General features: G+C 44.6%; 10 protein-coding genes and 1 pseudogene. 5 read left to right on the top strand and 6 right to left on the bottom strand.

Going from position 1 to position 14004, the window contains the following annotated elements; all coding sequences use genetic code 11:
• Positions 1–81: 81 nt before the first annotated feature.
• From BK120_RS24910 to BK120_RS24935, 6 genes are all read right to left on the bottom strand, one after another.
• Positions 82–1452: an extracellular solute-binding protein gene (locus tag BK120_RS24910; RefSeq protein WP_076270207.1), complete on the bottom strand. Its 1371-nt coding sequence runs from the start codon at positions 1450–1452 to the stop codon at positions 82–84.
• Positions 1453–1645: 193 nt separating this feature from the next.
• Positions 1646–1837, bottom strand: coding sequence for a hypothetical protein (locus tag BK120_RS24915; protein WP_076270208.1), 192 nt, complete (start codon positions 1835–1837; stop codon positions 1646–1648).
• A gap of 9 nt (positions 1838–1846) precedes the next feature.
• Entirely contained in the window at positions 1847–4747 is a 2901-nt protein-coding gene (locus BK120_RS24920; protein ID WP_076270209.1) for a DEAD/DEAH box helicase, read from the bottom strand.
• Positions 4744–6354, bottom strand: coding sequence for an SWIM zinc finger family protein (locus BK120_RS24925; protein ID WP_076270210.1), 1611 nt, complete (start codon positions 6352–6354; stop codon positions 4744–4746). Before BK120_RS24925 ends, BK120_RS24920 begins: the two co-directional genes overlap by 4 nt.
• Positions 6355–6523: 169 nt before the next feature.
• Positions 6524–8278 (bottom strand): sensor histidine kinase, encoded by a 1755-nt coding sequence (locus tag BK120_RS24930; protein ID WP_256711015.1) that lies wholly within the window; start codon positions 8276–8278, stop codon positions 6524–6526.
• Between the two features lie 125 nt (positions 8279–8403).
• Positions 8404–9078 carry a tetratricopeptide repeat protein gene (locus BK120_RS24935; RefSeq protein WP_076270211.1) on the bottom strand — a complete coding sequence of 225 codons (675 nt, stop codon included), beginning with the start codon at positions 9076–9078 and terminating at the stop codon, positions 8404–8406.
• A gap of 223 nt (positions 9079–9301) precedes the next feature.
• Between BK120_RS24935 and BK120_RS24940 the strand changes: the two are divergent.
• The 5 genes and pseudogenes from BK120_RS24940 to BK120_RS24960 form a co-directional block, all read left to right on the top strand.
• Positions 9302–10867, top strand: a pseudogene (locus BK120_RS24940) (catalase); the annotation flags it as partial.
• A 264-nt stretch (positions 10868–11131) separates the two neighbouring features.
• Positions 11132–11692 carry a PRD domain-containing protein gene (locus tag BK120_RS24945; protein ID WP_076270213.1) on the top strand — a complete coding sequence of 187 codons (561 nt, stop codon included), beginning with the start codon at positions 11132–11134 and terminating at the stop codon, positions 11690–11692.
• Between the two features lie 12 nt (positions 11693–11704).
• A complete protein-coding gene (locus BK120_RS24950) occupies positions 11705–12205 on the top strand; it encodes a PTS sugar transporter subunit IIA (protein WP_076270214.1) in 501 nt (166 codons plus the stop codon).
• Between the two features lie 43 nt (positions 12206–12248).
• Positions 12249–13700, top strand: a complete 1452-nt coding sequence (gene nagE / locus BK120_RS24955; protein WP_076270215.1) for an N-acetylglucosamine-specific PTS transporter subunit IIBC — start codon at positions 12249–12251, stop codon at positions 13698–13700.
• A gap of 27 nt (positions 13701–13727) precedes the next feature.
• Complete coding sequence (locus BK120_RS24960) at positions 13728–14003, top strand: HPr family phosphocarrier protein (protein WP_076270216.1); 276 nt, start codon at positions 13728–13730, stop codon at positions 14001–14003.
• Position 14004: the final 1 nt, after the last annotated feature.

Consider the following 14004-nt stretch of genomic DNA (forward strand, 5'->3'; position numbering starts at 1 on the left):
TGTCCTAGCGTTAAAAGAGGGTGCCCTCCAGGAAGGAAGCACACCCTCTTGCATAGCAGGATCGAATGTAATGTGTTGCGATTACTTAGCTGCGTTCGCTTTATCTTGCGATGCTTGAATTTTTGCAGCTACTTTTTCTGGTGTGCTTACTTTACCGATAAGCTCTTGAATACCAACGTTAATGTCAGCGCCTACTGCTGGTTGAACGATTGCATCATAAGCTTTCCATGAGCTGGAAGCGTTAGCCATAACCGTCAAGATTTCAGTTGTAAGCGGGTCAACACCAGATAGATCGCTTAGTTTCAAAGAAGGAAGCAATTTGTCTTCTACCAAAGTACGTTTTTGAACCTCTTCGGAATAGAAGTTAGCGATAAATTTCTTAACTGCTGCAATTTGATCTTCAGTTAGCGTAGCAGAGAAACCAAAGCCGTTTGAGTATGAAGCGTTGATTGAAGTTTGGTCGCCAGCGCCGCCTTCGATTGACGGGAAGCCGAAGTAACCGATTTGACCTTTAAGATCGCCAGCTTCGTCGCCTGAGAAGCGGTTAGCATCCCAAGTTCCTGTGAATACCATTGCAGCTTTACCAGAAAGCAATTGCGCGCCTTGATCAGCATAAGCAAGACCTAGAGCACCTTTAGTGAAGAAATCTTTGTTAACAAGCTCAGCATATGAAGTTAGACCTTTAACGAAGTTAGGATCAGTCCATTTTGCAGTGCCAGCAACAACATCGCTGAATGCTTGGATGCCAACGTTACGCTCCATAACTGTGTTCCAAAGCATACCGTTTACCCAGCCGTCTTTAGCAGCCAAACCGAGTGGTGTGTAGCCAGCTGTTTTGATTTTTTCGGAGATTTCAACCAATTGCGTCCAAGTTGTAGGAATTTCCAAGCCTAGCTCAGAGAAAATTTTCTTGTTGTAGAAAATCGCTTCGCTATAGCCGCCGAAAGGAAGACCATAAACTTTGCCATCTACAGTGAACTCGTCCAAGCTTGCAAATTTGTCTGTAAGACCAAGTTCTGCAATGATTGGTGTCAAGTCAAGCATGCGGTTAGCTTTTACATAAAGGTTAAGGTCTGCTCCACCGAATACTTCAAAAATATCAGGAGGGTTGCCAGCAGCCATTTCAGCTTTCAGCTTTTGATCGCGGTTAACGATCTCGTCAATACCTTCAAGCTTGAAAGTAAGGCCTTTATTTTCGTCTTGTGTTTTTGCAACAACATCTTCAAGAATTTTCAAACGAGTTTTGCTTGTTTCTTTAATTTGAGTGTGGCGAAGGGACAATGTTACGTCCTTTGCTGGTGCATCGGTTGCTGGAGCATCCGTTGCTGCATTCGTTGGTGCATTTGTTGCAGCGCCTTCATTTCCTTTACCAGCATTGTTACCGCCGCACGCCGATGCGACAATCATAAGGGAAAGCAGCGTAGTGGCAATTAGTGTAGATCTCTTTTTCATTGGGAAGACCTCCTCGTTTATGGTGTTGCTTGTTTGCCTCGCACATTTATTATAGTCCTGCAGAACCAATTCAAAGGAGGTCAAAAAAACGACGAGTTAGGGAGACAATTCTCTCATTTTTCAAAAGAGGGATAAAATCTTATAGCCCGTCGGGTTACTTTTCCCGACGGGCTATGTAAATTAATCTTACGTTTTAGTAACGCATATCCTTCGTTATCCCTCTAACAACCTCATAAAATCGCTGCCACTCTGGAATAGAACCTTGAATTTGGTTATTTTCCGCTATAATATTGTTTTCATTATGTGATGTTTTATCTTCACTATTCGTTTTTTGACCTTCAAGCTGCAATTTTTCTTGTTTTGCACGTAAACTGCCATCTGACAATTATATCCCTCATCCCTTTAGCCAGCCTTTTCGCAGTGCAAAAAGCTCCCTAAGATCCTCAGTAGACATTTCCGTAATCCACTGCTCCGATTGACCGACCACTTGATCGTTAAGCGACTGCTTTCGCTCAATCATCTCGTCGATCTTCTCTTCAAGCGTTCCGAGTGTAATAAACTTATGCACCTGAACCTTTTTCGTCTGGCCGATTCGGAATGCCCGGTCGGTCGCTTGGTTCTCAACAGCAGGATTCCACCACCGGTCAAAATGGAAAACATGGTTTGCGGCGGTCAGATTAAGACCCGTTCCCCCCGCTTTTAGTGAAAGGACAAATGCAGAGCACGGCTCCTCCGCATTTTGAAATTGCTCAATCATTTGATCCCGCTTCACCTTAGGCACGCCGCCATGCAAATACGGAACCGGTAATCCAATACGCTCCTCAAGCAGCTGCTTCAGTTGGTGCCCCATATCGATATATTGGGTAAAGATAAGGCAGCGTTCGCCTTCGGCAGCTATTTCCTCGCACATTTCAAGCAGCCTTGCTACTTTATTCGAACGTTCTATTTCCCATAAAGCCGCGGTATCCTCATGATTAAGCAGGGAAGGATGATCACATAATTGTTTCAGCTTGGTTAAAGCTGCAAGAATGAGACCTCTGCGCTGCATCGGACCTAGTTTATCCAAATTCTCAAGGAGGTCTGCGACTAAATTCTCATACATCGCACCTTGTTCAGCTGTCAACGTCATATACAGCTTCGTTTCATTTTTATCCGGCAAAGACAGCTGAATCGAAGGGTCCTTCTTAATTCTTCGCAGCATGAATGGTTTAACCCAGCTTTGAAGGCCAGCAATAAGCTTCTCATCTCGTGTTTTCTCTATCGGTGTGACGATCTCCTTGCGGAACTCGGTCATATTGCCAAGATAACCCGGATTTATAAAATCATAGATCGACCAGAGCTCTGTCAATCGATTTTCCATCGGCGTTCCTGTCAGTGCCAGGCGATGATTCGAAGGCAGTCTCCTTATTGCTGTAGATTGTTTTGTATATACGTTTTTAATATTTTGCGCTTCGTCGAGGCAAAGAGCATCCCAATCCACTAAACACAAATCTTCTTCATCCAGCTGTGCCAAAGAGTAAGAAGTTATGACCAAATCTGCCCCTGAAACGGAATCGCGGAAAGATTCGCCTTTCTCCCGTTTATTGCCGTAATGCAGCATGACATTAAGCGAAGGAGCAAAACGCTCGAGCTCCTTCTCCCAGTTGCCTATTACTGAAGTTGGGCAAATAAGCAGTGAGGGCCCTCCCATTTGAAGCTTCTTCTCCTTAATATAAACAAGGTAAGCCATAAATTGAATCGTTTTTCCGAGTCCCATATCATCTGCAAGCACACCGCCAAGCCCGAATTTCCTAAGAAAAAGCAGCCACGATACGCCTTCATGCTGGTATGGTCGAAGCTCTCCCAAAAACGTCGCTGGAATTTCCGCCAGCGGTATTTCCTTAATTTGCTGCAGCTGCGTGAGCCATGCGGTTAGATGGTCATTCAGCTCAACTTCCGTGTCCATAGACGAATCAAGCTCACCGCTGTCATCGAGCGGGATGCCGCCTCTTAAATGCATTTCCAGCACATCACGGAAAGATAGTCCTTTGCGCTTACCCATCCGCTTCAGCCACTGTTTAATCTGCGTCACATCTTGTGGGTCCAAATGAACCCATTCGCCTCCGACATTGAAGAGACGACGGTTTTGCTCTGCCAATTGCAGAAATTCGGCTTCGGTCAAATTCACATCACCAAGAGCCAGCTTCCAATCAAATTGTACGATTTGATCAAGTCCAAACATGGGCTGAGCCGCTGAGCCTACTGAAGATTTCATCTTCGCCTTCAAACGAAGCTTGCGATTGCGTACCGCTTCCCACCAGCTAGGCAATAAAACCGGACAACCTGCTTCCAGCAATTGAACGCTTGCATGCTCAAGAAACTTCCATGCTTCATTATCCGATAAGGTGTATCTTAGCTTGCCGTCGTTTTCCGCTTCTGTTAAATCAGGAAGAGCATTCATCCATTTTTGCTGCTCCTTAGCCAGCTTGCCATCTAGAAGCGGAAGCCATTCTGACGGAATGATTTGTCCATCATCCGTATCCGCTTCCCAGCCTACCTCACTGATATTCTGGCGAATTGGCAGCCACGGTCCTCCATCACGATTTTGCAGAGCGGGTCGAAGCCTCCAAATGGATGATTCCTGCGGCTCCACCAGCTGAAGCGCAATTCGGAATGGAAGGACATCCTTCCTAAGCCCAATGGCAATGAGCCAATCTTCCTCATCAACTGCTTTTCTCCTCAGCACCGCTTCTCCAGAAGCATTGCCTATTTCTCTCCAAGCCTGTGCAGCCTGTTCGTTTTCTTCAATCATTTGCTCAATTGCTCCGCTAATCCACTGTTCAATTCCTTTATCGCCGTTCTGATTAGCAGCTGCTACAATAGCATTCCATTGCTGGTTGCGCTCGGTATCCTGCTCAGGAATAGCCATTCTCCAGCTTCGCTTCTCTTCCGTCCAACGCTCCCAATCAGGCATATACCAACCATTAAGTAGAGCAATTCTTATTAACTCTGCCATTTGCATCAAGACCGTCAAACGCTCCGTCCACTCTACTTGAAGCAAGCGAACATGCTGAGGCGAGGATAAATAATCAATGGCAAGGAGCGGCGGAACCTTGAGCATCTTACGCTCACCAACACTGACTTCCTCGACATCCGCTCCATACCAGGATGCCTTGTGCCATGCGAACAATAAGGATCGCAGCTTGCCATCCGCGGAATCCTTGCGATCGACAGCGCTTAACCAAATGGACGTACCCTCTTCTTCGTTCCAAAATCCGTCTATCGTCAACTTGCGCGCGCCAATGTAAGTTCTCATGTAACTATTTTCCCTTTCCACAGCTCTTCCTGAAATGCTCGCAATCGCTGATGCTTACTTACAAGTCCAGAAATATATTGATTCCATCTCACTTCATCTTTATCCGCTTTATATAACCGCTCCAGCTTCTTAAGCTGCTTAACCGCAATTCGGTAGCCTTGACGGTTCCGTGATTGGATAGACGATTCAACCGATTGATGATACATGGGCATTAGCGCGCGAGGCGCAAGCTTAGCAATTTCTCGAAGCGCATGAGCGCCGACATCCTCAGGGCTTGATCCAATCAGCATTTGCAAATCAGCCCATTCATCATAACGCTTCTGACCCAGCCAATGGTCAGATAATTCTGAATAAGAATGGGGCAGCAATTGCTTCATATAATCGGTCCATATCGGCATCTCAGGCCGGTCAAGATCTGCTCTTCGGCATAATGTAACGAACGGTCCCACCGAACGGCCGTTTTTCGATTTATTGATTCGCTCGAACAAGAAGCTCATCCACTGCTCTACAAGCTCCCATTTTCCTTCTTCCATCCGCTGGGCGGCGCAAGGATACATCACTTTTTGAGAGCGCTCAAAGCTTGTTAATGCAAAATTTGCAATTGCCTTCTCATCCTGTTTGTCAAAAAAATACATGATGCCAATCGCAGTATGCAAAAATGCCTTATTGACGTCTTCGACATCTTCATTCATCGACAGCTCAACCATCGAAGCTAACTCCCGCTCAAACCAGCTGCGGCTCTCTGAAAGCTTCTCGCATAAAACTAAATAGATATACTCCCAGTCAAAAAGCTGCTTTTCGGTACTCGATGCCCATACTTTCACTCGAGCGATTAATGCATCCGCCCAAGCTTCTTCCCGCAGCTCCATTGCTTCGGGAGTTAGCTCGGATACCAATGTATATAAATGCTCCACCCAAGGCTCTGCCATCCGGATGAACGACATTTCATGATAATATCTGCTGAACGAGTCCACCGTATTAATCGCTCGCTCTGCTTGCTCCAGCACAAAGATGATGGCTGTTGACCAATGCAAACGCTGCATCCTTTTTTCCCAATCCTTAGCCAGCCCCTTTAATGAGGACAATAATGGTTGAAGGGCATGGAGAGAGTGCCGGCATTTCCGCCAAACGTCGCCATGTGTCGCTTCCATCCATTCCAGCCACTCCTCAGCTGACGCTTGTTCACCTGGCTCGCGAGGCAAAGCAGGCGCTGCTTCAGGCGGCGGTGCTGCAGCCTGTGTATTTTTGAGCAGCGCACTCGCGGAAGACAACCCCAGCAAGCGAAAATAGGATCGCTCTGCCAGTGTATGTCCCCCTTCCTGCTGACTGCAATATTGAAAATAAACAGCAGCCATATGCTTGCAAAATCCTGTATAGGGACAAGTACATGAGCTATAACGCAGCTGACCAGCATCAAGGATGACCGCATAAAGATCCGATCCTTGCACGACCCCATAAAGATGATCATGGCTCCCCTCATTCGCGCTGTTCACTTTACCTTCCATGTAATAATGCCAGCCCCGCTTCATAATCGTCGTCTCAACATGGACGTTCAGTTGTTGCTCAATTAGCGCGTGCAGCTTTTCATTGAGGTGCATCATAGACATTCACCCGCTTCCTTTCCGTTCACTTGCATTCTTACTATTATACCAAGCCAATAAGGCTGGTGCCATCATTTGACGTTAAAAGCTGGATTACAATTGCAAATGAAATAAGCGGCAGCATAAAAAAAGCCTTGCCGGCGAAGAACTCCGCTCGGCAAGGCACAAAACAATATTATAATGGCATCTTCACAGTAAACGTTAATTTCCCAGTCGGCTCTGCTGCCACATAAACATCACCTTTATATTGCTTGGCAATCGTTTTTACAATCGATAAACCTAAGCCTTGATGATCCTGCTGCTTAGTGGAATAACCTGCTTCAAATATAGGATTTGAAATGGCAAGCTCCGCATCGTCACAATTATTTGTTACCGTAAATTCCAGCATATCCGCCGTTTGTTTGCCGATAAGCGTAACATGGCGCCTATCCTCCGAGTATTTCAATACCTCATCAAAAGCATTATCGATCAAATTGCCAAGCATACGATTGACATCAAGCGTTCTAACGCCCATTTCCTGCATATTCAGTCCGGTAAAGGAGCAGCTGAATTGAATTTTGTTGCTTTCCGCTTGCGAGATTTTGGAACGAACCAAAGCTGCTATGGCCGGATTGCCAATATTGATAATATCGTTCATCAATCGAATATCACCAGTCAGCTCCTTCGTATAAGCAACGAGCTCATGCGATTTGTTAAGCTCTGCGAGAGAGTGAATGGTCTGGACATGATTCAAGAAATCATGCCTTTGCGCTCGAATAGACTGGAACATTTGATTAATCTCGTCCACATAGGTCTCCTGCGTGACGCGAACAACCTTGTCGCGAGAATGCCTGTAATATCTCATCGCAAACACAGCTATCAACAAACTGAAAAAGGTGACAATTAAAATAATAATGCCTAAATTCAGAAACTGAGAGTCCAGCTTATCCTGAATGACATGATAATCAGAGGTCATCATTAGCACATAGCTATTCATAGGCTGACCGTCACGATCGGTAATATTAATACCATGCTCATTAACAAATACCGGAATATACATTTTGAAAATCTCTTTGCCGCCGATATTCTCTCTTAACGTGACCGTCTTCTTAGAAAAGTACGCTTTGCGAACTAAATTCGTATCCTGCTTCGATTTAATATTATACGTGCCGTAAAAGATCGGTTCCTGCACTTTATGGCCTTGAACCTCGCCTTGCGGATTAATCGTATTTTTCCCATCAGGAAATGTCTCCGGATTAATAAAAGCAATTTCAAGCAATGAATCGCTGCTTTGAATTGAATTTTCAATCATGCGGTGAACACCTGTCGCATTCTCATACTTTTGTTGTCGCTCATAATCTACATAAGGATCAATAATATAGTTTGTAGCTCCGTCGTAGTAGTAACCCCATTTGTTAAGCTTATCAACATTTGTTGCCGATACCTCATAAGGTCCGCTCCAGAAGTTCGGAAGGGATTGTCCAAGCCAATTAACCGATGCATTTTTGTTTTCGAATAGCTGGTTGAACACCTCGTACCATGGCTTCCATTCTTTTGTACTAATATTGGTTTGCTTAGCATTGGATGATTTGTATAAAACAATGTCATCAGGCAATTTTTTGAGAAGGGTAATGTGGCTTAGGTCCAGCTTATCGCGCAGCTCCATGAGCTGCTCCGTCGTTACTTTCTCAATATCGGGATCAAGCGCATATTGAATTGCAATCGAGGCGGCGCGAAGTTCACGTCCAATCTGGTTTTGAAACTGTTCCGAGCCTTCGCGGGATTGCTCGAGCGAAATCTCCAGCCGCTTGGCATGTGTCAGAAGCTCTTCATTAAAGGAATCTTCCAGCGTTTTTTTTGTGAGAAAATAATAAGCCGTATTATTTAATAAAACTAAAACGACGATAATACTAATCGCCACAAGCCAAATGTTGCGTTGCATCTCAAGCATCTTGCCCTTCTATTTATTATAGCTTCCATTATGGATCATCCTAAACTAAACGACAATATGACAATCACTAACAAATGATTACAAATACATGAATATCAACCAAAGCGCTAGTATTTCGTTCTAGGTTAAACCGTCCATTTTTTGAAAAACAATCGAACGGCCCACTTGCGCTCCTGCCGCTTCTTATAACGAGGAAGCATACGATAAATTCGAAGTCCTTCTTCAATAGCTTTTTTGGCTTCAGCCGTATTGCCTAATTTCTTATATATCGTAGTAAGTTGATCATATGCCTCGCAGGATGAGGAGTTTATCGATTGAAAGGATTGGATATGCTTAAGCGCTTGCTCCGTTTGGCCATTCGAGAAATGAGCCGCTAGATTCAAGTATGGTGCACCGTATTTGACGCGTGGATTAAGCTCCAGCCCCCGAAGTATGCCTGCAACCCCATTTTCCTCATCACCGGTATATAAATAACAAGTCCCTAAGTCATCCCAAAATTCAGCTGATTCATCAAGCATAGGCTGCAGCGGGACAAGCCATGTCAAAGCCTCTTTATACTTCTTTCTCTCAATTAAAAGACGAGCCAACTCATGCTTGGAGGACACATCATTTGGCGACCGATCAATTTGCTGTTTCAGTTTTTTTATTCTTGATATTCTTTTTAGTGGTTTAAATATGCTTGGCATTAACCCGACAAAACGACGATCAAGCACATACAGCAGGAGAAGCATGACAAGAATAGCTATAAACGGGTTGCCAAACAACCAAAATAAGAATATTAAAAGACTAAATTTTAACATATGGTCCTCCTGCACACTTTGTAATTAACATTCAATTCGTAAGCAAATCCATCATTTATTGTACAAATATGGTTCTATCATACCATAATCTTCACATTTTTCGAGCAAAAATAGCATTTCATTACTATATCTAATGTATGAATAATAAAAACTTGTATGACTTAAACTATACGCTAGAAATATCAATTGCATTAAATTGGAGGATGAAAACATCATGGCGACGAATGAGACACCAGATTCGACATTAACTGATCGGCAAGGTCACCCTATCTCAGACAATCAAAATATTCGTACTGTTGGCAATCGTGGTCCGTCGACACTGGAGAACTATCATTTCATCGAGAAAATATCTCATTTTGACAGAGAACGTATTCCAGAACGTGTTGTGCACGGCCGCGGCGCAGGTGCGCACGGTTATTTCGAGGCTTACGGCAAGCTTGGCGAAGAGCCCATTGCAAAATATACGAGAGCCAAACTATTTCAAGAGCCGGGCAAGCGTACGCCCGTATTCGTTCGTTTTTCCAGCGTTATTCACGGAGGCCATTCACCAGAAACGCTGCGCGATCCACGCGGGTTCGCTACCAAGTTTTATACTGAAGATGGCAACTGGGATCTTGTCGGCAACAATCTGAAAATATTTTTCATACGGGATGCGATGAAATTTCCTGATATGGTTCATGCATTCAAGCCCGACCCAGTCACCAATGTACAAAGTATGGAACGTTTTTTTGATTTTGTATCTCAATCGCCGGAAGCTACCCATATGATTACCTTTTTGTTCTCGCCATGGGGAATACCCGCAAACTATAGGCAAATGCAGGGCTCCGGCGTCAATACATACAAATGGGTTAATGCCGCAGGCGAAGGCGTACTCGTCAAATACCATTGGGAGCCGCTTCAAGGCATTCGCAACTTAAAACAAAGTGAAGCAGAGCAAATCCAAGGGAAAAATTTCAATCACGGAACCCAAGATTTGTATGAAGCCATCGAACGTGGTGAATTTCCAGCTTGGGAATTACAAGTGCAGTGGATGAGTGATGACGAGCATGAAGAGCTTGATTTTGACCCGCTGGACGACACAAAGCTTTGGGACCCTGAACTATTCCCGATGCTGCCCGTTGGGAAGATGGTCTTAAACAAAAACCCGGAAAACTACTTTGCAGAAGTCGAGCAAGCGGCCTTTGGCACAGGCGTACTCGTAGATGGTCTAGATTTCTCTGACGATAAGATGCTGCAGGGCCGGACTTTTTCCTATTCTGATACTCAGCGCCACCGCGTCGGCTCCAACTACCTTCAATTGCCGATCAACGCACCGAAGAAACGTGTCGCTACCAATCAGCGTGACGGACAAATGGCTTTCTATATTGACATTGCTCCCGGCCAAAATCCGCATGTCAATTATGAGCCGTCTACAATGGGCGGATTAACAGAATCACCAAAATCGGGTGAGCCTCATGAGCCCTCCTATTCCGCAAAACTCGTAAAACAGCCTATCGATCGCCAAAACAATTTCAAACAAGCTGGAGAGACCTATCGCAAATTCGAGGACTGGGAGAAGGATGAGCTTATCGAAAATTTGGTAGATGCACTCAGCACATGCAGCACAGTTATTCGTGATCAAATGATTCAGCATTTCACAGAAGCGGATCCCGAATATGGCAAACGTGTGAAGGAAGGACTACAGACAACCGATAAGCTCGGCAACAGTACAAAACACGTTGGAACAACGCCTGCAAACGAAGGGATGGAGCTTTCTGAGGAGCTCGGTCATTCCACTGACGGTTATTGAAAATGATGAAAGTGATATTTTTCAAGTGAATATCCTCTTGACGAAAGCGTTTTACATTCTTATGATGTTAATATTCAAATGAATGGTGTTAAACATCATTTTATCGATTAAAACGATCAATCATATGGAATTGGCGTGTTACTCACTAAAAGAGGCATGAGCCAAGAACAGATTACCTTCTAATTTCCTTTTAGAACGGTTTTCTTTTCTTGGCTCTTTTTTTTGCCAGATGGGCACCTTAATGACAAAGGAGGGATTTCAAGTATGGCTCGCGCCTTTCGGGTTGAACGCGCAATCGGCAACAATGTGTTATTAACAATTGATGTGCAAACGGAGAAAGAATACGTCATTTTTGGCAAAGGATTAGGGTTCAGTCTTAAAGCCGGACAAATCATTGATCGAACCGATAACCGAATAGAAAAACGATTTCGTTTGGACGATTCCGAACAAATGAAGAAATATCACACGTATCTTGAAGAAATCGATCCAACCATCATTGATATGACAGAGCGAATAGCCGATTACATCAAACAGAAAACGGGTGTCGAAGTAAACCCGAAACTATATTTCACACTGCCGAGCCACATCCAATTTGCTGTTTATCGACTTCACAATGGCATGGATATTGTTAATCCCTTTCTAAACGAGACGAAACAGAGCTTTCCTTTAGAGTTCGAAATTGCTGCCAAATTGGCTGAGTGGATTAGTGAGCAATTCCATGTTGGCATCCCGGAAGAAGAAATAGGGTTTTTATCGTTTCATGTTTATTCTGGAATTCACAATGTACCGGTAGGGCAACTTATTAAACAAGCAGACCAACACTAGGAGGATATTATTATGCTATCTAAACTTTTTGGAAAGTCAAAACAAAAAACAATTGAAATATCAGCACCCTTGTCAGGAAAGGTCGTGCCGTTAACCGCTGTTCCTGATGAAGCTTTCGCAGGCAAACATATGGGTGACGGACTTGCAATTGAGCCGTCTGAAGGGACAATCGTCGCACCTTTCGATGGTACTGTATCTCATCTTATTCATACCAATCATGCCATTATTATTGAGCATGCATCAGGCCTGCAGCTTCTCATTCACATCGGTATCAATACTGTAGCTCTAAATGGCGATGGTTTTGAGGCGCATGTAGCTTCAGGTGACACCTTTCAAGCCGGTGATGCACTTATAACATTTGATCGCTCCAAAATCGAAGCTGCAGGTTATCCATCCATCACACCTATTGTTGTCGCAAACGAGGATGATGTGAAGCAGTTGGAGCATTTGATCACCAGCGGTTCTGTCACAGCTGGCAAGGAGCTTCTGCTCAAGGCAGCTATGAACGGCTAAAGAAGCACCCCTACACTTGCATAAGAAAAGAGGACGAATAACTATGCTGGCCTTCCTACAAAAAATAGGTAAAGCATTAATGCTTCCAGTCGCCGCTCTTCCAGCGGCTTCCATCCTGCTTCGTTTCGGTAATATTGACTATGTAAAAGACTTTCACATGGGTAGCGCAGGAGAGTTTATTAATCAATACATCGCACCGTTTCTTGCTGCTGGCGGCGCCGCAATTTTCGATAACTTACCGCTCATATTTGCCGTCGGTGTTGCCATTGGACTTGCTGGTGATGCAGTTGCCGCACTGGCTGCCGTTATCGCGTACCAAGTGCTTGTAACCGTTCAAATTAAAGTGCCGCTCGTCTTTACCAACATCGTTGGAAAAGATGTTGAACTCAACATGGGCGTCCTTGGCGGTATTATTGCTGGTTTGATTTCAGCGTACTTATATAAAAGATTCCATACGATTAAGCTGCCCGACTGGCTTGGCTTCTTCAGCGGCAAACGATTTGTCCCTATCATAACCTCGCTCGTTATGGTTATCGTTGCTCTCTTGCTCGGTCTTGTTTGGGGTCCTGTTCAAATGGCGCTGGATACTTTTGGCCGCTGGGTCGTTGGTTTTGGCGGAATCGGCTCCTTTGTTTTTCTTACAGCAAACCGACTGCTTATTCCTACCGGCTTGCATCATGTTATTAATTCCATCGCTTGGTTCCAAATCGGCGACTATACAGATGCAACAGGCAAAGTAGTGCACGGTGACTTGTATCGCTTTTTCGCTGGAGACAAAACAGCGGGCATGTTTATGACTGGCTTCTTCCCGATTATGATGTTTGCACTGCCAGCAGGCGCGCTTGCGATTATCCACACAGCTCGCAAAGAGAAGCGCAAACTCGTTGCTTCCATATTTATTGGTACGGCATTCGCTTCATTCCTGACAGGAATTACAGAACCGCTTGAATTTGCTTTTATGTTCGCAGCACCGTTTCTATTTGTCATTCATGCCATTTTAACAGGGTTATCCGGCTTCATCCTCTACCAGCTGGAGGTTAGGCATGGGTTTGGCTTCTCAGCAGGCTTTATTGATTATGCGATCAATTATCAGCTCGCGACGAATCCGCTGCTTATTATTCCGGTGGGCCTTGCCTTTGCCGTCGTGTATTATTTCTTATTTCGCTTTATCATCGTCAAATTCAATATTAAGACGCCAGGTCGCGAAGATGAGACGGCCGAGGACAAAGCCGATAACAAAGAAAAGACTGCAGCCGCATCTGGCAGTAAAGCAGAAAATGTGCTGCATGCGCTCGGCGGATCTTCAAATATCGTCGGTCTAGATGCTTGTATTACACGTCTTCGCTTAGTCGTGAAGGATGAATCGATTGTCAATGATACACAGCTCAAGGGCATGGGCGCAGCAGGCATTATCCGTTTAGGCAAAGGCGCCGTGCAAGTTATATTCGGCACGCAGTCCGAACAGTTGAAAGACGAAATCAAAAAAATAATGTAACAACAACCATAATAGGAGTGAAAAACGATGAAAAACAGCTTTGTTATACAAAATCCATTTGGCATACATGCAAGACCAGCACGCAAGATCGTTGAAGCAGCAAAGGCATTCACAGGAACAGTTACACTAGAGAAGGATGGCAAAAGCTTCAATGCCAAAAGTCTAGTTCATGTCATCTCCGTTGGGGCAAAACTTGGAGACAGCATTGCCGTTTCTGCTGAGGGTGAGCACGCTGAGGCTGTTGTAGCAGCTATCGGAGAGATTCTTGTCTCTATTGAGGCGCATGCAGAAAAGGGGCAATAAG

Source organism: Paenibacillus sp. FSL A5-0031 (assembly GCF_001956295.1).
GTDB lineage: Bacteria > Bacillota > Bacilli > Paenibacillales > Paenibacillaceae > Pristimantibacillus.

Coding starts and splice junctions, on each gene's coding strand:
- BK120_RS24910 (WP_076270207.1), bottom strand. CDS start 1,452: ATGAAAAAGAGATCTACACTAATTGCCACTACGCTGCTTTCCCTTATG.
- BK120_RS24920 (WP_076270209.1), bottom strand. CDS start 4,747: ATGAGAACTTACATTGGCGCGCGCAAGTTGACGATAGACGGATTTTGG.
- BK120_RS24925 (WP_076270210.1), bottom strand. CDS start 6,354: ATGTCTATGATGCACCTCAATGAAAAGCTGCACGCGCTAATTGAGCAA.
- BK120_RS24930 (WP_256711015.1), bottom strand. CDS start 8,278: ATGCTTGAGATGCAACGCAACATTTGGCTTGTGGCGATTAGTATTATC.
- BK120_RS24935 (WP_076270211.1), bottom strand. CDS start 9,078: ATGTTAAAATTTAGTCTTTTAATATTCTTATTTTGGTTGTTTGGCAAC.
- BK120_RS24945 (WP_076270213.1), top strand. CDS start 11,132: ATGGCTCGCGCCTTTCGGGTTGAACGCGCAATCGGCAACAATGTGTTA.
- BK120_RS24950 (WP_076270214.1), top strand. CDS start 11,705: ATGCTATCTAAACTTTTTGGAAAGTCAAAACAAAAAACAATTGAAATA.
- nagE (WP_076270215.1), top strand. CDS start 12,249: ATGCTGGCCTTCCTACAAAAAATAGGTAAAGCATTAATGCTTCCAGTC.
- BK120_RS24960 (WP_076270216.1), top strand. CDS start 13,728: ATGAAAAACAGCTTTGTTATACAAAATCCATTTGGCATACATGCAAGA.